We start from the raw sequence: 19,651 nt of genomic DNA, 5'->3' as shown, positions 1-19,651 counted from the left end.
TTTGAAATGCAACACGGCACATCTTACTCTTCAACTCATTCTTTTAAAACGTTGCACTTCTTATTTGAATCTAGGTAATCAAAAAATTTTATTTTTTATATTTATAATCAGGTATATTGAAGGTTGCCTGACTTTAATGATAAGTCATTGAGTTACGACAGTTAATATTTTTGCTTGCGCTGGGTAGATGAGCCAATATTCATCGCTTCACGATATTTGGCCACCGTTCGGCGAGCAATATCGATGCCTTCTGAAAGCAAATGGTCTTTTATGCGACTGTCAGACAGCGGTTTCTTAGGGTCTTCATCCCCTATTAACTGCTTAATCATCGCGCTAATGGCTGTTGATGAGATGTCGCCGTCGCTACTACTGACATGCGAGGAGAAGAAATGCTTAAGCGAAAACAAGCCTTGCGGTGTCAAGATGCTTTTGCTGGTGGTCAACCGCGAGACGGTCGATTCGTGCAAATCAACTTCCTCAGCGATGACCTTTAGAATTAATGGTTGCATGGCAGTCGCCCCATACTGCAAAAAATCTTGCTGATAGCGCACGATACTGGTCGCTACCTTTAATAAGTTTTGATTGCGCTCTTCAATACTACGAATAAATAGCCGCGCATCGGTGAGGTTTTCACGCAAGTATTGATTGTCTGGGCTGTCATCGCCGCGCTTGACCAAATTGGCATATTCTTGATTGACCCGTAGTTTTGGTAAGGTGTCAGGATTCAGGCGTACCTGCCAGCCATCGACTTGCGCAGTCGCATCGGCTCTGTTGCCATTACTGATGTTCTGAGTATGGTGGCGACGGATAGGCGTAACCAGCACATCAGGGATATCATAGCTGGCAGGTGGTTGCGCGTAGTCTGGCTGATAGCTTTGAAACAGTAGACCTGGCGAAGGATTTAAGCTGCGCAATAGAGTAAGCGCCGGGGTAATCTGCGCAGGCGCCAACCCTGTGCGCTCAGTCAGCGCCTTGATATTATTACTGACCAGATGCTCACTGGCGGACAATAGCGCTTGCGCTTCTTTTAGATAGCGAGTATCAGCATCGAGCTTGGCCAGCTGAATCGCTAAGCATTCACTCAGATTGCGCGCACCAACGCCCAATGGATCACACGATTGAATAACACGCAGTACCGCCATGACTTCATCGTGCTCAACGCGCTCTTCCCATTGATAGAAGCTTGCCATGGTCTCAAAGCTTTGTAGTAACTCGTCAATATCGAGGCGCACAAAGCCCATATCATCCATCGAGTCCATCAGATATTCTGCAATCAGCGTGTCCGTTTCGGAGAGACGCTTAAAGTTAAGCTGCCAACGTACATGGTCTTGAATCGTCGCGCAGGTGCCACCTTGATAGCTATCAAACTCATCATAATCTGGTCGTGCTAGTGCACTGGAGGCACTGCCCGCACTGAAATGACTGGCATCAAAACTGTCCGTATCAAAGCGCCCATAGTCATCGTTATCCAGCGCTTGATAATCTATCGCGCCATCATCGACACCAGACTGTTGCAGCTTATCGAAGCTATCCATGGAGCCATCACTATAGTCGTTCGTACTGTCATCATCATAAGTGGCAGTGCTCGATGACGCGGCGAATGAATCAGCGCTAGCACCTTGGTTCCAAGTATCGAGGGTTAATGGCTCACTAAACTCCTCCCTCATCGCATCATTAATGCTCTCGTACTCGTCTTCCTCCTCCTCGATACGTTCGAGCAGCGGATTACTATCCAGCTTGGCCTGAACCTCTTGCGCAAGCTCAAGACTAGAGAGCTGCAGCAATTTGATGGCTTGCTGCATTTGCGGGGTGAGCTTCTGTGACGTGCTTAGCGTGGTCGCCAATCCGAACGACATACTCATGGGTAGCTTATTACACTCCAATCGTGGTGGTATAGTCGACCCGATATAAATCAGATACGTTATCAGGCTTGCTTAGTCTACTAGTGGCCGTAGTGTCACGCACATGCCTTTGCCTTTCTGGTGTCTCAATTATATCAAATCGACTATGTGTTATGCTGATTCAGGCGGTGACTTTATGATATCAGGTCATGACGATAGCATTTTTTGCCACAATTTTGCTATGATAATTTATACCCTATGCGCATGAGTTTTTGACTTCTATCTCACAAAGCCGCTTAGTCACCAGCATGATGGGCTGAATAAATAGAGTCCTACGTGTATATAATCTATTAATAATGACAAGCCTCTTATGATAACAAAGGTGAGATAAGCGCCTTGTCAGCTTAAAGATAACTGAGAAACAAACGATGAATAAACCTATAAATAATGCGCAATTTACCATTGCCGCTATCCAAATGAACAGCCAGCAAAACATTGACAATAACTTAGCGGACATAAAAGCCGCCATCATTGATGCTCGCGCCCAAGGTGCTCAGCTGGTTGTGTTACCAGAAAACTGCTGTAGCATGGGTGAGCAATTTGCTACTGCTGAGCAATTTGATGCCCTGTCAGCGTCGTTGGCAGACTACGCCCGCACCTATGGCATTTATGTGCTGGTCGGCTCCCTACCCTGCGCTTATCGCCCAGATGGGTTGGTCGTACCTGATGGTAGATTGCGCCAAGTCAGCCAGTTATTTGCCCCTGATGGCAAAAGGGTTGCACGCTATGACAAAATTCATTTATTTACAGCGACGGTAGCAGATAAGCAAGGCAGCTATAATGAAGCCGCCACGTTTGAGCCGGGCACGCAGACAGTGGTTGTACCGATTGAGGTAAATGATGCTGTTTATCAATTGGGCATGATGGTCTGCTTTGACTTACGTTTCCCTGCTTTGGCGCAGCGTTTGCGCCAAGCAGGTGCTGACCTATTGAGCGCGCCATCCGCCTTTACTTATTTGACGGGACAAGCACACTGGTCGCTGTTGCTGCGTGCACGTGCGCTAGACAGTCAATGTATGGTGATTGGCGCGGCACAAGGTGGCGATCATGTCTATAAAAATGGGAGTACGCGACAGACGTGGGGACATACTACCATTACCACTTATGATGGCACCATTATAAATAGCTATGATAATAGTGAACTAAATAGTCAAGCGGTGACTGAAAAACAGAAAAATTATGAAGTCATATTGGCAACTTTTGATAAAGAAGCTCAAGCCCAAGGGCGGCAAAAGATGCCTATCTTTGACTGTCATCGTTTGGCTTAAGGGTCGATCTGGTCTATTTTAAAATAAAGCTTTTAGAAGAAAGCTTTTAGAGCTTTAAATTTTAGAACGTTAGCCTTTAGAAAATTCATATTCTACGTTGAATCTTTGTCATTCTGCGCATGCGTGGCACGCGGATGTGCGCGATCATAGACTTGTGTCAATTTAGCAAAATCTACATGGGTATAGATTTGCGTCGTGCTAATATCGCTATGCCCAAGCATCTCTTGTACCGCCCGCAGATCACCGCTGCCAGATAGCATGTGCGAGGCAAAGCAATGGCGTAATAGATGCGGATACATATTTTGCGCAATGCCTGCCCGCGTTGCCGCGACTTTTAGACGTTGCTGCACTGCCCGCGTTGACAAGCGTGTGCCCAATTTTTCACTGATAAATAGCGCCGTGTCCATCTGCTCCACCCACAGGTTACGATGCGGTAGATAACGGCTAATTGCTTCTGCGGCTTTTACACCTAACGGTACTATGCGCGTCTTATTGCCTTTACCAGTTACTCGTACTCGCAATTCGGACAAATCCATATCTGCCATATCTAGGGCGACCAATTCGCCGACCCGTAGACCGCTGCTATAAAGCAGTTCAAACATCGCTTTATCACGCAACCATAAGCGTGCTTGTTCTGGCGTATCAGGGATTTCTTGATCTAGCAATTGCGTCAGTAAATCCACGTCGGCGATCGACGGTAGCGGCCTAGGACTGCGTTTAAGCTGATAGCCGGTCGTTGGATTGATACGCGCCAAATCCTCCTCGATTAGCCAGCCGTAAAAGTGGCGGATGGCGGACAGCTCTTGCTGGACGCTAGCAAGCGCAAGTTTGTCCTCATCGAGTCGTTGGCTAATATGCTGCGCCAGTTGGCGTTTATCGCAGCGTGTCCACGTCAGGCGCTTGCCGCGTAAAAACAGCGCCAACTGGTTTAGTCCAGCAAAATAAGCGGTCAATGTATGTGCTGAATGATTGCGCACTGACAAAGTGTTTAGCCAACGATGTACTGGTGCCAATAATTCTCGTAGCACAGCGTCTGGCTCTATCGTGGCTGCCAGCTCAGCGGATAGCCATGATTTTGACTTAGAGTCTACTGTAGGCGCTGTCGTCATTGTCTATTAGCCTTCTGGATTGGGCTTGATGCCCGCTTGCGCCATTAAGCCATCTGGGCTAAATACGCCCTCATAAACAAAGGCGGTCGGCCCCGTCATCATGACCGAATAGCCCGGCTGCCATTTAATAATCATGCTACCGCCATAAAGTTGCGCGCGCACATCTTCGCCTTCATCAAGCCAGCCTTCACGGACACCGATAGCCACTGCTGCACAGGCACCCGTCCCACAGGCTTGGGTCTCACCGACGCCGCGTTCATAGACACGTAGGCGAATATGGCGCTGGTTCATCACTTGCATAAAGCCGACATTGACACGGTCGGGAAAGGCCGGATGCGATTCAATCGCTTTGCCCAAGGTTTCAACGTCAGCATCAAGTACATCGTCAACCTTGATCACCGCATGTGGGTTGCCCATATTGGCAACATAAAGCTGCACAGGCGTCCCATTAACGTCTAAATGAAAAGCGTTTTGGATTTTGGTGGTGGCTCGCGGGGTAAATGGAATCTCGCTTGGCTCAAATTTCGGCTTGCCCATATCGACCTCTACCCAACCGTAGCGATCAGTCGTCAACGAAATAATACCACTCGCCGTCTCAACACGCAGACGCTGCTTAAATGACAGCTTACGCGCTTGGACAAAACGGGCAAAACAGCGGGCGCCATTGCCGCACTGCTCAACCTCGGTGCCATCGGTATTAAAAATACGATAACTAAAATCAACGTCAGGGCGCATGGGTGGCTCAACCACGAGCAATTGGTCAAAGCCAATGCCCAGATGACGATCACCCAATAATTGCACCAAGTCCTTGGTCAAGTCTAAGCGCTGAGTCACCAAATCGATGACCATGAAATCATTGCCCAGACCATGCATTTTTGTAAATTCTATGAGCATATCCTTGAGTCCTATCCTATTTTTATGTATGCGTTATATTAGCACGCTGTCAGATACAATGATAATTATCAGCGCTATCAAATACTAAGTTATATTTCTCCCTTAAAACCAACACCTTGATAAATTTCTACCATAAAAAAACCCACTATCAGCACGATAGTGGGTTTTTTAATATTCAAATATCGCGGAAATAATATTAATCAGCTTGCCACAATGTCTCATCTGCATATAGCGCTTCAATGGTTTCACGTTTGCGAATCAATTGATGAAGATTTCCGGACACCATTACTTCACTGGCACGCGGACGCGAATTATAATTGCTACTCATGGCAAAGCCATAAGCACCGGCACCCGTTATCGCTAAAACATCATCTGTAGCGAGCGACAATAAACGGTCTTTTGCTAAAAAGTCCCCTGTCTCGCAAATCGCACCAACGATATCCCACGGCTGCGTACCATCAGTATCCAAGCCTTTATTCGGTAACGTTTCAGGAATCACCGCCATTTCAGCTTGGTACAAAGCCGGACGAATTAAATCGTTCATCGCCGCATCAACAATGGCAAAATTCTTGTGCTCAGTTGGCTTTAATACGTCAACTGTGGTCAATAAGATACCAGCATTGGCCACAATACTACGACCGGGCTCAAAGAATACCGTCAGGCCAAGTGCGCTTAATTTAGGCAATAACGCCTCGGCAAACTCATCGATAGAGACAGGCGTTTCATCAATATAACGTACCCCTAAGCCGCCGCCCAAATCGATATGACGTAGCTCGATACCTTTGTCACGCAGGCTATGCACCAGTTCAATAACCTTATCGAGTGCGGCAACAAATGGTGCAACCTCAGTCAATTGCGAGCCAATATGACAATCAATCCCGACGATATCGATATGCGATAATTCTGCTGCTTGTTGATAGACCGCGACCGCATCTTCATGGGCGATGCCGAATTTGTTGTCTTTTAAGCCAGTTGAGATATAAGGATGGGTGTTGGCGTCGACGTCTGGATTGACCCGTAGTGAGATTGGTGCAGCTTTATCTAACTGCTGAGCGACCTCATTGATTAAGGTCAGCTCACTAATGGACTCGACATTAAAGCAGCCAATACCTTGGGTCAGAGCATATTCGATATCACTTTTGGTTTTACCCACGCCTGAAAAAACGACCTTGCTAGCGTGTCCACCTGCCGCCAGTACTCGCATGAGCTCACCACGCGAGACAATATCAAACCCTGCACCTGCTTGTGCTAATACGCCAAGAACGGCAAGATTAGAATTGGCTTTTACCGCATAACAAACCTGATGCGTTAGACTGGCAAAGCTATCGGTATAGGCTTGATAGACATCTAATATCGCCTGCTTTGAATACACATAACAGGGCGTACCATAATGCTTGGCCAATGCTGCAACACTCACCTGCTCCATATATAAAGCGTCGTCGCGATAGTGCAGTGCTGGTAAATGGGCGGTCAAGGCTTGAGGATCGACATACAATCCTTGCTCAGTTTGGGTCGTGACTGACTCACCAAGGGTAGACTCGGTGATGCCGGTTTGTTGCTCAGAATGACTCATATAAACTTCTCTAATTTCATCAGGTTATCAAGGGTAAAGGTTATCGATTGAATAGAGGACATGTCCTAATAGTCGTTAGGATCGGTACTCGGCTCAGGCAATACTTGCTGCTGCTCTAGGTAGCGCTCTTTTTGATAGTTATCGTCATCGACACCAGCGAAAGCAGCGTCTTGCGGATTGCTGGTACTATTGAGTCTACCGGTACTTTCTTGCACGGTTTGGCTACTGGAATCTACTAAATATAAATCGCCTTTTTGCCCGCAGCCTGATACGCCAAGCATCACGCTACTGCCAATGAGAAAAGTATAGAAGGCTCGGCGACTACCGCTAACCAATACGTCAGCAGATTTAGGCTTCAAAAAATGGTGTTTAATAAACATAGCGTAGAGAACCTTTAACGTTGCAATGCTGTGGAGGCGCTAAAATAAGCCGTATAAGTAAAAAACCAAATGAAAATTGGATCACCAAAACAGGGACGACACAACAAGGTTTAATCATAGCATTATTCTATAAAGCTGTGCGCATAGTGACTATAAACCATGTAGTAGCAATCATACTAGCATTGACACTAGCGCTCAGAAATCTATCGATTAGTATCACCCGAAAATCCATCAAGAATTGATAGTCATATTAGAGGCTGTTGAACATTCAAATATTAGGTCTACTGATATCCATTTTTCTTGCTTGCTGTGCCTGCGCAGACAGAGGCTACAAAAAATTGATATCATCGATACTGTCGCGTTTTTAGGGTATTTTAACTATAGCTGCAACTGTGTCTCTAAAAGCAATGTCAGATAACCGATTTTTTTAGCAAATAGCGAGATGAAAGTTCTTCGACAAACTTTCTTACAATTTATATTGCGAATGGGTTTAGTGCTTTAGCCGCTATTAAACACCAGTGATACTCGGTGTACAGTTGTATCAATTACACCCTCAGTACTGAATTTAAACCTTATCGTGGTCGTGGTATACGCACAAAAATATGTTACATTATAGTCAAACCTTGCAGCTGTGACGAGGCGCTCGCCAGCGACTCATCGACACTTATCAAGTATGGCAGTGCGAGAATGACCAAAATCAGCACTATTCTTGTTTGACCTATGTCAGCGTGAATACGGCTGGTTTTTGTTTATTTAACCCGTGTTAATCTATAATGATTCACCACTTATAAAATATAATCTAAGGATAGAGTATGAGCGCCGGCGTAACCACCACTTTTGACGATAAAAATTCTGACACATCAACCCTAACCAATCCTACCCTAGTACTTAACTGCGGTTCTTCTTCTATCAAATACGCGCTTATTAGCGATGACGAAACAACTCGTATCACTGGTCTGGCTGAAAACTTAGGCCTCGATACTGCCCGCATCAAACACACCACCTTAAACGGCGAAAAACTCGAAATCTCTATTCCCGGTGGTCGTCATAAGCTAGCACTACAAAAAATCCTTGAACTCCTTGAGCAGTATCACTTTATCGCGGTTGGTCATCGCGTGGTGCATGGTGGCCGTGAATACTCTGAAGCCGTACGCGTGGACGATCATGTTCTGGAAGAGGTAAAGCGTCTAAAAGTATTGGCACCGCTACACAACCCTGCCAATGCCTTGGGTATCGAAGCGGTACAAGCTATTTATCCTGATATTCCACAAGTGGTCGTGTTTGATACCGCCTTCCATCAAACCATGCCACCGGTGGCCTTTCGTTATCCGCTGCCAAAAGCCCTTTACGAAGAGCATAAAATTCGCCGTTATGGCTTCCATGGTACGTCTCATGCGTATGTGTCAGAACGCGCCAGCGAAATTACGAGCGCGAAAGGTCCACATGGTTGGCTCACCGCGCATTTGGGTAATGGTTGCTCAGCGACTGCTGTCTATGATGGCAAAAGTCTTGATACCAGCATGGGGCTGACGCCGCTTGAAGGTCTAATGATGGGCACGCGCAGCGGTGATGTAGACCCAAGCTTACATATCCACCTGAAGCGTCAACTGGGCATGAGCCTAGAAGAAATTGATAAAATGCTCAATAGCGACAGTGGTCTGCTCGGTATTTCAGGCTTATCAAATGATTTGCGTACCATTGAGCAAGCGGCTAACGAAGGTCATACAGATGCCAAGCTCGCTATCGAGATGTTCTGCTATCGTGTCGCTAAATATCTTGCCAGCTTAAGCTGTGCCCTACCTAATTTTACGGGCATTGTCTTTACTGGCGGTATCGGTGAAAACTCTCTCACCACGCGCACGCGCATTTTGGAGATGATGCCGCATTTTGGTATCAAAGTAGATGCCGATAAGAATGCTCATTTGGTTGGTGGTAGCGAAGGCAGTTTCCACGGTGATGGTAGCACCATTGAGCTGTGGGTTGTACCGACCGATGAAGAGCTCCGTATCGCCCAAGAAACCTGTCATGCTTTGGGTTTAAAATAAGTCTGATGGCTTTATGAACATTTAGACGTTTTTCTCATGCCATCAAGGATGGATTGAGCTTTAAAAATATAATAAACAGTAGGATACACTATGCAAACCATTTTACTTGTTCCTATCAGTCGCGGTATCGGGGTGACGTCAGCCGCGCTTGGTCTGATTCGCGCCTTTGACTATAACGGTATCAAAGCCGGCTTTATGAAGCCGTTTTTGCAAGATGACACGCTGGACAAACAACACAGCTTGGACAGCTCAAGTGCGTTGACCATGCATGCCTTTGGTCTCAACCCACCTCAATCTATCAGCCGTCAGCACGTCGAGCGCATGATTGGGGATGACAATCTTGATGACTTGATGGAAGAGGTCGTCGGCAATTATCATACGCTTGGGGATGATTATGATGTGGTCATCTGCGAAGGCTTGGTATCAACCACCGAGACCTCTTATGCCTCACAAATCAACCGCGCGATTGCTCATGCGTTAGATGCCAAAATTATATTTGTCAGCACCGCTGATACTGGCAAGCCTGCCTACTTAGCCGATAAGTTAGATGTACACGCCCGCGAATTTGGCGGTATGGCAAGCAGTCGTACCTTGGGCTGCATCTTAATGCGCGTCCACGATGTACCCAATACTTTTGAGACCCAGCCGGTTGCTCCGGGTGAAGCGATAATCAGCTTGGACAGCACGTTCATACAAGAAGTGCAGCGGCTGTCACCGTTTTTTAATACCGAACAATTTCACTTAATCGGTGTGGTGCCATTTAGCGACTCACTATCCGTGCCACGTACTTGGGATATCGCCACCGAGCTTGACGCTACTTGGCTCAATGTCGGTGAGGCAAAAACACGTCGTATCAATCGTATCAGCTTAACCGCACGCTCAGTGGCACGCATCGACGAAGTCTTCAAACGTGGCACCCTGATCGTCGTCCCCGGTGATCGTGATGATTTGTTATTGGCTGCAGGGCTAGCCTGTATCAACGGTATCCCATTGGCAGGGTTGGTATTGACCGGTGGCGTCGTGCCAAGCCCGACAGTGGCTGAGCTTTGGCAATCAGCGCTCAAAACTGGCATTCCTGTCATGAGTGTCGAAAGCGACAGCTTTGAGACGGTACAGAGCCTCATGCACATGAGCTCTGAGATTCCAAGCGATGATGTGGCACGCGCAGAAGAAGTGGCTCGTTATGTGGCAGCACACTTGGATCTGAGCTGGATTAAAGCATACTTTAGCCAAAATCATGAGCCGCGCTTGTCTCCTTCGGCATTCCGCCATCAAGTGGTTAAAAAAGCCCAAAATGCCAAAAAACGCATCGTGCTACCAGAAGGCTCTGAGCCTCGTACTGTAGAAGCGGCCTGTATTTGTCAAAGCCGTGGTATCGCCAATTGCGTGCTGCTTGCCAAGCGCGCAGACGTTGAGCAAGTGGCTAAAAACCGTGACTTAACCCTGCCAGAAGGTCTAGAGATTCTCGACCCTGACACCCTCGATATGAGCAAATATATCGCTGCGGTCGTTGAACGTCGTAAAGGCAAAACTGGCGCAGACGTCGCTGCTGAATACCTGAAAGATACCGTGTACTTGGGTACCATCATGCTACAGATGGACGAAGTCGATGGCTTGGTTTCGGGTGCGATTCATACCACTGCCAACACCGTCCGCCCAGCATTCCAGTTGATTAAGACCGCGCCGCAGTACTCTTTGGTATCGTCTGTGTTCTTTATGCTATTGCCTGAGCAAGTGGTCGTCTATGGTGACTGCGCCATCAACCCAGATCCCAATGCGGAAGAGCTGGCAGAGATTGCCATCCAATCGGCACAGTCTGCAGCAGCCTTTGGCATCGATCCAAAAGTCGCGATGATTAGCTACTCAACTGGCTCATCTGGAACCGGTGCTGATGTCGAAAAAGTCACCCGCGCCACCCAAATCGTCCGCGAGCGCGCACCGAATCTAAAAGTCGATGGGCCGTTACAGTATGATGCGGCATCGGTCATGAGTGTGGGCAAGCAAAAAGCGCCAGATTCGCCTGTTGCTGGACAGGCCAATGTCTTTATCTTCCCAGACCTCAATACGGGTAACACCACTTATAAAGCGGTACAACGTAGCGCCAATGTCGTCAGTGTTGGGCCGATGCTACAAGGTTTGAATAAACCCGTGAACGATCTGTCACGTGGTGCCTTAGTCGATGATATCGTCTATACCATCGCCCTAACCGCCATCCAAGCGCATAGCGATCTTATTTAATCATTGCATGCTTTGGCTTAAAATCATGAGGCAATTGAGCCGATTATCACTATGATAGTCGGCTTTTTTAATAGGAATAAACCCTAGTCACAATTATTCTTAATCATTGGTTTCTTAGCAAGTTATTATCAGCTAATGACAACGGCACGCCTGCCCTCTACAATGCAAGACTGGCTCATTTGCGTCGCTTATTTTCTTCTTAACTATTTATTTTTAGCCATCCTATTATTTTTAACAATCCATTTAATTTTAATAATCCTATGTCAGATATAGTCTTTCAGCAGAAAAAAGAAAATCAAAACACGACTGCACCCGCCATTCGTGCCTATTTGGGTGGCTCATTTGATCCTGTACATAACGGTCATTTGCAAATGGCGATGTACGTCTATCAGCACTTATTCCCGATAGCCAAGCAACAACAGCGCGCGCTGCAGGTGTCATTATTGCCCAATGCCCGCTCGCCCTTTAAGGATAAAAGCACCAATCCGGAGCACCGCCTAGCGATGCTAAAGCGAGCGACGCAAGAGTCGCCACTACAGATTAGTGAGCTTGAGCTGTGGCAGACGCCGCCCGTCTATACAATCGATAGTGTGCGCACGTTAAGACGACGCTACCCAAACGACAGCTTGATATTTATCATGGGCATGGACAGCGCGCGCAGCTTAGATAAATGGAAAGATGGACTTAGGCTGACAGAGGATGTCAATCTCTGGATTTTTAATCGCGAGGAAAATGCTGAGTTTTATAAAAATCTCCCTGAGACCACGTTACCAACCCCATTAAAATCGCAACTTCCTATGCCGCTGCCATCCTTAATTGTTGATTCAGTTACAGAGCTTGTGATACCGCCTACTCGACATTTAACAGACAGTCCTATCTTGAAAAGCAGTCATCAAGGTCGCATCTATCTAGACATGCGTCCTGTCTTAGCCATATCGAGTACACAGTTACGCCAGCAGCTACAGCGGGCTGCCCATCAAGTAAATATATTGCCCGCTGCCGAAACGCAAATCACATCTATACCGCCAATAAATGATATCATTAGCAATACTGAATTCAATCCATTCGCTAAATGGCTAAATCCTGCTGTTTATCAATATATTATTGCCCATCAGCTATATTCTGCTGCTCAATTCCGTTAAAATCGCCTTATCTTTGTTTTTTTGTCTATCCTATCTCCATACATCACTGCCTATATCGGTTCAGTGCGAGATGACAAATTGACGATTGACCCCTTTATTTTTAATATTTACGATTTAAGAGATTACATTTTATGATCAACACCATGAATGACGAACGCTTGCAAGAGTGTTTAACCCTTGTCCAAAGCGCTCTAGATGATATGAAAGCGAAAAACATTACCGTAATGGATGTCGAGAGCTTAACTGACGTAATGGAGCGCATCGTCATCGCTGACGGTACGTCTAAGCGCCATGTGCGCGCGATGGCTGACAGTGTCGGCGCTGAAGCCAAGCAAGCGGGCTTTATGCCACTTGGTCGCGAAGGCGGCATCGACTCTGACTGGACCTTGATTGATTTGGGCGCTGTGGTCGTGCATATGATGACCCCGCAAGCGCGTGAATTCTATGACTTAGAAGGTCTATGGTCATCGCCTGAGCAATTGGCTGAGCTTGTCGCCACGCCGCGTGAAAAGAAAACAGCCGGTCGCCGCAATAAAAACAAATGATAGTGTTTATTACCTAATCAATAGAAAATGCAAAACCAAAAAGACCAGATACTTATTCTGGTCTTTTTTTATTTAAATTTTAGATTGTTGATAAACTCTAAAGCACTGATAAATTTTAAAATACTAAAACCGTATAATCAGACAAATGATTAGGCTAAGATAATACTCGTCATGACTCCCAACAATGACATCGCCATACCTCTAGTAAACCCCTATAGATTAGGAAAATTCATGAGCATACAATCCTTTAGCCAAAAAAATACCTCTGATTTTAACCAGCCTCTACCACTGCATATTGCCAACCTCACCTGCGTCCGTGCTGGCAAAGCCATGCCATTCGCCCGTGAACAGATGAGCGCTATCGACAAAGCGCCAATCAAAGCGCCCGTTACCGTCAACTTTATGGGCTTAAGCACCGATGAACAAGCTGACCGACGCCATCATGGTGGTCCGCTAAAAGCCGTGCATCAATTACCCATCGCTACTTATGACAAGATTAACGCTGAGTTTGGCTTAAAGGTGCGTATCGGTACTTTAGGGGAAAATCTGACGACCGAAGCGGTGAATGGTTTGCCAGAGATGGATGAATCGACTGTTTGTATTGGAGACGTCTATCAGTATGGGCAATATGATCAAGACAAAAAAGACAGTGAAGAAAGCGTGCAGTTACGCATCGTCCAACCACGACGACCTTGCTACAAAATCAATGACCAAATCGGACAGTTCACCAAAGTACCCAATATCGCTGCATGGGTGACTAAGCAAGGTATCGCTGGCTGGTACTTTCAAGTGGTACGTGATGGGCTGATTGACGCTGACTTGCCTGTCTATCTCATCGAACGTCCTTATCCGTTTGCCACCCTTGAAGCACTGTGGCAACTGTCGAACTCAAAAGAAAAGTTTGACGCAGATGTCATTGAGCCATGGCTTGCGATTGAGTACTTGGAAGATAGCTGGAAAACCGTTTTGGCTAAAAAAATTCAAAAGGATTGAGAAAGCATTGCTCAGAAAAAACCGTTATGATGACTTTCTTATTTAGAATCGATAATTCTTACGCCCTCATAATGACAGCAAGGTTTTTCATGTCCCAAACTCATTTTATAATCAGCGGTATTTCGCTCTCATTTTCTAATAATCAAGGAGGATTATATGAGCGACAAGACTGAAAGTATCAGCTACCTGCAAGCGATTGCGATTAGCGTCGGCGCGATTATCGGCTGGGGTGCTTATGTCATGCCGGGCGATTTATTTTTGCCGCAGTCGCAGCTGTTAGGCTCTTCTGTTGCCATTATCATTGGTACGTTGGCCATTTATATGGTGGCGCGCGCTTATATTAATTTACTGACCCAAACGCCAGAGAACGAATCGGGCGGTATCTATTGGATTGAGAAGTATCTTAATAGAAAACACGCCTATGTTTATGGCTGGGGCGTGGCAATAGGCTATATCTCCATCGTCGCGCTCAATATATCAGCCGTCGCCTTGCTGTTAAGATATCTGCTACCGAGCAGCTTACAAATAGGCTATTTGTACACGATTGCTGGTTGGGAGGTCTACGCCAGCGAGGTGTTCCTATGTAGTGCCGCTATCATTTTATTCAGCTATATCAACTTAAAGGGTGTGCGCGTCGGGGCGAAAATCCAATTGTATATCGCCCTATTTATGATTCTGTCGGTCAGCGCGCTGTTTTTTGCCTCGCTTTGGGCGACGCCAACGACACAAGCATTTTTGCCCACGGATATGCAAAGCAGCTCTATCACCAGTTTGGCATGGTTGCCTATTCTGGCGGTGATGCCGTGGGCGTACGTCGGCTTTGAGACCACGCCGCAGATATCCAAAGCGATTAGCGACTCAAAAACCAAAACCAAAAGTATCATCTTAATCTCGCTAGTCGCTGGTGTTTTGTTCTATTTTGTGATCAATTACTTTACCGCCCTCAATATGAACTTTGATTATCAAGCGATTAAAGACAGCAATTGGGCGACAGGTGAAGGCATAGACAATCGTATCGGTAGCATTGGTATTTGGCTGCTATCCATTGCCATGATTGGCTCGATACTGAGCGGTATCAATGGCTTTATACTATCGTCAGTCAAGCTGCTAGAATCGATGGGAGACTCGTCTTTATTACCCAGTATTTTTACTGATAAAAATCATCGATTTAGTAAGACGAAAACGGTGATGCTGATCGCTTTGGTATGTCTGTTCTCACCTTGGCTTGGCAGAAACTATTTGCTCGATATCGTTAGTATGGCTTCCTTAGGCATTACCGTTGGTTTTGCTTATGTTACGACTGCCGACCTCATCAATGAGCGCAAAAAGAAGCAAGCAGGTCTGCTAAATTATCTTTCGGTATTGATTAGTATCATCTTTATCTCATTATTACTGCTGCCCTTTTCACCCGCGGCGTTATCGCTGAATGCTTATATACTGTTAGGCTTCTTTATTATTTTGGGCGCAATTGGTTATAAGAGAATCATTCCAGTGAATGAGGGAAATAGCCTTCAATAATGCGCTAAATAAGCTGAAACAAAGCACCCTTTTACCTTTAACACAGAGCATTTCATGGCAAAAAATATTACCTCGATTGCGTTAGCGTCAGTATTAACACTGTTTATGACCCTGCCACTCATCGGCTGCGTGGCAACGACAGCGCCGCGTTATACGATCGACAGCGATACCTATCAAGCTACCGGTAAAAGCCAGCGCATCAAAACCATCATCCTGCACTACACGGTCTCAGACAATGACCGATCTATAAAAACGTTGACCACGGGTGACGTCAGCGCTCACTATCTGGTTTTGGCCAATGACGATGACAAGATTTACAATTTAGTACCTGAGAGCGAGCGCGCTTGGCACGCGGGCGATGGCGGCTTTTCGGGTAGAACCATTCTCAATGACACCTCTATCGGTATCGAAATCGTCAACGCTGGCATTCAGCCTCAGTATAGAAATGCGCTAAAGAGCGACGACCTCGACTATCATCCTTACGAGCATTATGTGGCGTTTGATGAATTGCAGATTAAAAAGGTCGCGCAATTGGTACAGGATATTGCCACGCGCTATGACATCTCACCGAAGAACATCATCGGTCATGCCGATATGGCACCCTCGCGCAAGATTGATCCGGGTGCGAAGTTCCCTTGGCAACTGCTATATGAGCAATATGGTATCGGCGCTTGGTACGATGCCTTTGATAAACAGTTCTTTATGAATCAAGACGCGTTTGCAGCGGCAACGATACCTGAGATCAAGCAAGCCTTTCGCCGTTATGGTTATCAAATCAATGATACTAATGAATGGGATAAAGCAAGCCGTGATGTGATTTATGCGTTTCAGTTGCACTTTCGACCACAGCAGCCAACGGGCAAGATGGATGTGGAGACCTATGCTATCCTAAAAGCCCTGAATAAGAAGTATGCTGGTCGGGATGACTTCTACTAAAATTAGGTATTAGGCCTTAATAATTAATTGATAGTAGATACTAAATAAAATAGATAGTTCGTATTAGAACGCGTGACTGAAATAATTTTTCTGGCTTGCTGTGCCTACGCTGTCAGAGGCTGCGAAACATTTATTCCAGTCACACTGTATGGTTCTTATATTGAACTGACTAGATAAACATAATGAAAAAGGAAATACTATGAGCACATTGTTTAGCGTAAATTTGAATAAATTGGCTTTAATCCGTAACTCTCGCGGTACTGACTACCCTAACCTGTTGACCTTTGTGAAAAAGCTGATTGACCTAGGTGTCAAAGGCTTTACCGTACACCCGAGACCCGATGAGCGACATATCAGATACCAAGATGTCTATGATATCAGTGCATTCTTAAAGGACTATCCAGAGATTGAGTTCAATATCGAAGGGAATCCAAACGAGCAGTTCTTAAAGATTATCCGTGAGGTAAAGCCGCATCAATGTACGCTCGTGCCAGACAGCGACGATCAGCTGACCTCTGATCATGGCTTTGATATCATCACTCACCATGAGTTTTTATCAACGTTAAGCAAAGAGCTACAAGCCTTTGGTACACGCTGCGCAGTATTTATCGACCCTGATATCGAACAAATCAAAGCGGTCATCGAGAGTGAGGTACAGACGATAGAGATGTATACCGAAGAATGGGCACGCGCCTACAGTAATGGTAAGAGCGATGACAAGTTTGATTTCGATGAGGTCAAGCAACGCTTTAGCGACTGTATTAATCTAGCCAATCAAAACGGCATCCGCGTCAATGCGGGTCATGATCTGAACTTAGACAATTTAGCCGATTTGCTCAGTCTTGGTGACGTCGCGGAAGTATCGATTGGTCACGCTTTCACTATCGAGTCGCTTGAGCAAGGGATGGATAACGTCGTTGGTCAGTATTTGGCGATTTGTGATTAAAGAGAATTAGGAGGAATAAATATGAGTGAATCAAAACGTGAAGAGCAACAAGACGATCTTGAGAAATACTTGGAAGAAAAAGCCAAGCAAGATCAGGAAAAAGAACAAGAGTCTGAGCCGCTCTCTGCTTATGATGCTTGTGTGCTAAAGGAAAGTGCTAAGATTCATGAGTTGATTGCTGAGGCACAGAAAGAAGGTAAGAAATGATTTGAGCGTTAGCTAGCGACACAAAGTTCGAAATACTATTGCATTATGCAAATATCTTAAAACTGAAAACGACCTATAGCGCGAGTACTATGATAAAACCTAACTTCGAAGTCATGGCATCATACAATGCTCTAATGAACAAAAGAATATGTGACAGTATTTCAACTACCTCTGAGAATATTTTATGGGAAAATAAAAAGGCATTTTTTGGTTCTATATTAGGCACATTGAATCACCTAATGGTAGGCGACTTAATTTGGCTCAATCGCTTAAACCACCATCCTAGCTATCCAACAGGGTTTAAAGCTCTAGAATTGTTAAAAGATTTTCCATTACCTACTAAACTTACTCAGATTTTATATGATGACAAACAGGATTTCAGTAGAAATAGGCAGGCTTTAGATCAGATAATTATTAGATTCGTTGAAGGATCAGATGAAAGCGATTATTCAAAAAACTTGAGTTATCGAAATACTAATAACGATACCTTTAATAAGCCCTTTTCTTTGTTGCTACAACATTTTTTTAATCACCAAACTCATCATCGTGGGCAAGTAACTACTTTACTCTTTCAGATAGATATTGATATAGGGGAGACAGATCTACTGATGTTGATTCCAAATGTAGATTATGAAAATTTGTAGGTTGGTGTCTAGGCACTAGACCAACATATTATTCGTTTAAATTATTGACCCAAAATCGTTGGGTGTCGCAAGCTCAATCCATGTAATAGAAGAAAGACCCAACCAAGAGAAAGAACAAGAGCCTGAGCCACTCTCTGCCTATGATGCTTGTGTGCTAAAAGAGAGTGATAGGGTTAAGGTGTTGATTGCTGAGGCTCAGGAGCCTAAAAGGGATAAGTAACTGGGAAAAATATGTTTCTAAAGTTTATTTAGCCTCAAATTATATTATTCAATAATGAAGTAGGTTAGTGAGTTCTAACACTAATCTGTAAAGCATAATTTAGTACTTAAAATTAATTCAGAGATACTCTAAACGGCATTAGCGTCAATACTGACTATGATTTAAATTTGGATGGTTTAGCCGATCTGAACGCTCTTAGTGATATTTCTGAGGTGTCAATTGGTCATGCATTTAATATCAGGTCATTGGAGCAAGGCACGGATAACGTGCCGCGTCAGTGTTTGGTAATTTGTAGTTAGGGTTTTGGTTGGTACGTTATTCAAACTCTGTATAATTCTAAATTCATCTAGGGTTTATAGCATGCTAAGCTGGGTATCCGTTAATCTTTCTTGTAATAGCATCAAAATAGTCTATTTGGTATAGATAGGCTATTTTGATGCTACTCTCAGTTTAGACTAAATCGCTTATTTATAATAATATTGAAATCAATTATTCAAAAAAAATTGAGAGCGGCATAAATTACCGAAAATATGTCACAATTCATTTTGTCTAAAGTCTATTTTTTAGATATCAAACTAGTGCAAGGAAAAACATGCAGATCGAGTGTCCTACCTGTAAAGAGGTTAATAAAATAGAATATGAAAATGACATAGAATGTGCAAGTTGTAAAAAAACACTAGAAGGATATTTTTATAAACATTTTAAAAAGCCGCTTATATTAACTTCGTTCATTGTCTCTTTATCTGCATTTGGAGGGTATGAAGTTGGAAAATTTATATCAGATGATCGATATCCAGTGGCAACAGAATATGAATTAATCAATGCCTGCTCTTCTGGTCGACTCCATGCATTATCTCGCGATTCTGTTAAAGAAAAGACTGCTCTGTGCATATGTGCATTAGAAAAAACAATGGCTGATATCAGTCAAAGTGACATTGGAGGAAACGAGAAACAATTTGTTTCTCGTTTTAGGGAAAATATTGCTGCTTGCTACTAACTATTTGCCACGCGGTGAATTGTTACCACGACCACCACCAGAAGGATTGCCTGTAGTGCTTGGGCCGTTTGGTGGCGTATTGTTTGCTGCTCGTA

18 protein-coding genes are annotated in these 19,651 nt (G+C 44.9%); 13 read left to right on the top strand and 5 right to left on the bottom strand.

Features of this window, described 5'->3' with window-relative positions:
- Positions 1–161: 161 nt before the first annotated feature.
- Positions 162–1,862: an RNA polymerase factor sigma-54 gene (gene rpoN / locus AAEY80_RS11065; RefSeq protein WP_201566091.1), complete on the bottom strand. Its 1,701-nt coding sequence runs from the start codon at positions 1,860–1,862 to the stop codon at positions 162–164.
- A gap of 407 nt (positions 1,863–2,269) precedes the next feature.
- On the opposite strand from rpoN, the gene AAEY80_RS11060 reads away from it, so the two are divergent.
- A complete protein-coding gene (locus AAEY80_RS11060; RefSeq protein ID WP_350588311.1) occupies positions 2,270–3,169 on the top strand; it encodes a carbon-nitrogen hydrolase family protein in 900 nt (299 codons plus the stop codon).
- Positions 3,170–3,261: 92 nt separating this feature from the next.
- Here AAEY80_RS11060 and AAEY80_RS11055 read toward each other — a convergent pair whose 3' ends face one another.
- The 4 genes from AAEY80_RS11055 to lptM all read right to left on the bottom strand — a co-directional run bounded on the left by AAEY80_RS11055 (position 3,262) and on the right by lptM (position 7,125).
- Positions 3,262–4,278 carry a tyrosine recombinase XerC gene (locus tag AAEY80_RS11055; protein WP_173239266.1) on the bottom strand — a complete coding sequence of 339 codons (1,017 nt, stop codon included), beginning with the start codon at positions 4,276–4,278 and terminating at the stop codon, positions 3,262–3,264.
- Positions 4,279–4,284: 6 nt separating this feature from the next.
- Complete coding sequence (dapF, locus tag AAEY80_RS11050) at positions 4,285–5,172, bottom strand: diaminopimelate epimerase (protein ID WP_025651919.1); 888 nt, start codon at positions 5,170–5,172, stop codon at positions 4,285–4,287.
- 196 nt (positions 5,173–5,368) lie between these two features.
- A complete protein-coding gene (gene lysA, locus AAEY80_RS11045; RefSeq protein WP_350588310.1) occupies positions 5,369–6,745 on the bottom strand; it encodes a diaminopimelate decarboxylase in 1,377 nt (458 codons plus the stop codon).
- Between the two features lie 65 nt (positions 6,746–6,810).
- Entirely contained in the window at positions 6,811–7,125 is a 315-nt protein-coding gene (gene lptM / locus AAEY80_RS11040) for an LPS translocon maturation chaperone LptM (RefSeq protein ID WP_025651916.1), read from the bottom strand.
- Positions 7,126–7,937: 812 nt separating this feature from the next.
- Here lptM and AAEY80_RS11035 point away from each other — a divergent pair.
- From AAEY80_RS11035 to AAEY80_RS10980, 12 genes are all read left to right on the top strand, one after another.
- The gene (locus AAEY80_RS11035) at positions 7,938–9,170 is read left to right on the top strand and encodes an acetate/propionate family kinase (protein ID WP_025651915.1); all 1,233 of its coding nucleotides are present in this window, start codon (positions 7,938–7,940) and stop codon (positions 9,168–9,170) included.
- Positions 9,171–9,260: 90 nt separating this feature from the next.
- Positions 9,261–11,408 carry a phosphate acetyltransferase gene (gene pta / locus AAEY80_RS11030; RefSeq protein ID WP_025651914.1) on the top strand — a complete coding sequence of 716 codons (2,148 nt, stop codon included), beginning with the start codon at positions 9,261–9,263 and terminating at the stop codon, positions 11,406–11,408.
- Positions 11,409–11,668: 260 nt separating this feature from the next.
- Positions 11,669–12,550 (top strand): nicotinate (nicotinamide) nucleotide adenylyltransferase, encoded by an 882-nt coding sequence (gene nadD, locus AAEY80_RS11025; RefSeq protein WP_350588309.1) that lies wholly within the window; start codon positions 11,669–11,671, stop codon positions 12,548–12,550.
- A gap of 131 nt (positions 12,551–12,681) precedes the next feature.
- Complete coding sequence (gene rsfS / locus AAEY80_RS11020) at positions 12,682–13,095, top strand: ribosome silencing factor (protein WP_037025541.1); 414 nt, start codon at positions 12,682–12,684, stop codon at positions 13,093–13,095.
- Between the two features lie 231 nt (positions 13,096–13,326).
- Positions 13,327–14,088: an MOSC domain-containing protein gene (locus AAEY80_RS11015; RefSeq protein WP_101211642.1), complete on the top strand. Its 762-nt coding sequence runs from the start codon at positions 13,327–13,329 to the stop codon at positions 14,086–14,088.
- 156 nt (positions 14,089–14,244) lie between these two features.
- Complete coding sequence (locus tag AAEY80_RS11010; protein ID WP_350588308.1) at positions 14,245–15,606, top strand: APC family permease; 1,362 nt, start codon at positions 14,245–14,247, stop codon at positions 15,604–15,606.
- A gap of 54 nt (positions 15,607–15,660) precedes the next feature.
- The gene (locus tag AAEY80_RS11005; RefSeq protein WP_201577452.1) at positions 15,661–16,542 is read left to right on the top strand and encodes an N-acetylmuramoyl-L-alanine amidase; all 882 of its coding nucleotides are present in this window, start codon (positions 15,661–15,663) and stop codon (positions 16,540–16,542) included.
- A 199-nt stretch (positions 16,543–16,741) separates the two neighbouring features.
- Positions 16,742–17,488, top strand: coding sequence for a pyridoxine 5'-phosphate synthase (locus AAEY80_RS11000; protein ID WP_350588307.1), 747 nt, complete (start codon positions 16,742–16,744; stop codon positions 17,486–17,488).
- Positions 17,489–17,509: 21 nt separating this feature from the next.
- Positions 17,510–17,695 carry a hypothetical protein gene (locus tag AAEY80_RS10995; RefSeq protein ID WP_350588306.1) on the top strand — a complete coding sequence of 62 codons (186 nt, stop codon included), beginning with the start codon at positions 17,510–17,512 and terminating at the stop codon, positions 17,693–17,695.
- An 89-nt stretch (positions 17,696–17,784) separates the two neighbouring features.
- Positions 17,785–18,339 carry a DinB family protein gene (locus AAEY80_RS10990; protein ID WP_350588305.1) on the top strand — a complete coding sequence of 185 codons (555 nt, stop codon included), beginning with the start codon at positions 17,785–17,787 and terminating at the stop codon, positions 18,337–18,339.
- 357 nt (positions 18,340–18,696) lie between these two features.
- Positions 18,697–18,858: a hypothetical protein gene (locus AAEY80_RS10985; protein WP_350588314.1), complete on the top strand. Its 162-nt coding sequence runs from the start codon at positions 18,697–18,699 to the stop codon at positions 18,856–18,858.
- A 293-nt stretch (positions 18,859–19,151) separates the two neighbouring features.
- The gene (locus tag AAEY80_RS10980) at positions 19,152–19,556 is read left to right on the top strand and encodes a hypothetical protein (protein ID WP_350588304.1); all 405 of its coding nucleotides are present in this window, start codon (positions 19,152–19,154) and stop codon (positions 19,554–19,556) included.
- Positions 19,557–19,651 lie beyond the last annotated feature (95 nt).

Source organism: Psychrobacter sp. 78a-MNA-CIBAN-0178, from assembly GCF_040309625.1.
In the GTDB taxonomy this organism is placed as follows: Bacteria; Pseudomonadota; Gammaproteobacteria; order Pseudomonadales; family Moraxellaceae; genus Psychrobacter; species Psychrobacter okhotskensis.
Note: the sequence above shows the minus strand (reverse complement) of the source record. Positions and strands in the feature narration are given on the sequence as shown.

Excerpts from the sequence above, each read along its gene's own strand:
- rpoN (WP_201566091.1), bottom strand. The coding sequence starts at position 1,862 with ATGAGTATGTCGTTCGGATTGGCGACCACGCTAAGCACGTCACAGAAG.
- AAEY80_RS11060 (WP_350588311.1), top strand. The coding sequence starts at position 2,270 with ATGAATAAACCTATAAATAATGCGCAATTTACCATTGCCGCTATCCAA.
- AAEY80_RS11055 (WP_173239266.1), bottom strand. The coding sequence starts at position 4,278 with ATGACGACAGCGCCTACAGTAGACTCTAAGTCAAAATCATGGCTATCC.
- dapF (WP_025651919.1), bottom strand. The coding sequence starts at position 5,172 with ATGCTCATAGAATTTACAAAAATGCATGGTCTGGGCAATGATTTCATG.
- lysA (WP_350588310.1), bottom strand. The coding sequence starts at position 6,745 with ATGAGTCATTCTGAGCAACAAACCGGCATCACCGAGTCTACCCTTGGT.
- lptM (WP_025651916.1), bottom strand. The coding sequence starts at position 7,125 with ATGTTTATTAAACACCATTTTTTGAAGCCTAAATCTGCTGACGTATTG.
- AAEY80_RS11035 (WP_025651915.1), top strand. The coding sequence starts at position 7,938 with ATGAGCGCCGGCGTAACCACCACTTTTGACGATAAAAATTCTGACACA.
- pta (WP_025651914.1), top strand. The coding sequence starts at position 9,261 with ATGCAAACCATTTTACTTGTTCCTATCAGTCGCGGTATCGGGGTGACG.
- nadD (WP_350588309.1), top strand. The coding sequence starts at position 11,669 with ATGTCAGATATAGTCTTTCAGCAGAAAAAAGAAAATCAAAACACGACT.
- rsfS (WP_037025541.1), top strand. The coding sequence starts at position 12,682 with ATGATCAACACCATGAATGACGAACGCTTGCAAGAGTGTTTAACCCTT.
- AAEY80_RS11015 (WP_101211642.1), top strand. The coding sequence starts at position 13,327 with ATGAGCATACAATCCTTTAGCCAAAAAAATACCTCTGATTTTAACCAG.
- AAEY80_RS11010 (WP_350588308.1), top strand. The coding sequence starts at position 14,245 with ATGAGCGACAAGACTGAAAGTATCAGCTACCTGCAAGCGATTGCGATT.
- AAEY80_RS11005 (WP_201577452.1), top strand. The coding sequence starts at position 15,661 with ATGGCAAAAAATATTACCTCGATTGCGTTAGCGTCAGTATTAACACTG.
- AAEY80_RS11000 (WP_350588307.1), top strand. The coding sequence starts at position 16,742 with ATGAGCACATTGTTTAGCGTAAATTTGAATAAATTGGCTTTAATCCGT.
- AAEY80_RS10995 (WP_350588306.1), top strand. The coding sequence starts at position 17,510 with ATGAGTGAATCAAAACGTGAAGAGCAACAAGACGATCTTGAGAAATAC.
- AAEY80_RS10990 (WP_350588305.1), top strand. The coding sequence starts at position 17,785 with ATGATAAAACCTAACTTCGAAGTCATGGCATCATACAATGCTCTAATG.
- AAEY80_RS10980 (WP_350588304.1), top strand. The coding sequence starts at position 19,152 with ATGCAGATCGAGTGTCCTACCTGTAAAGAGGTTAATAAAATAGAATAT.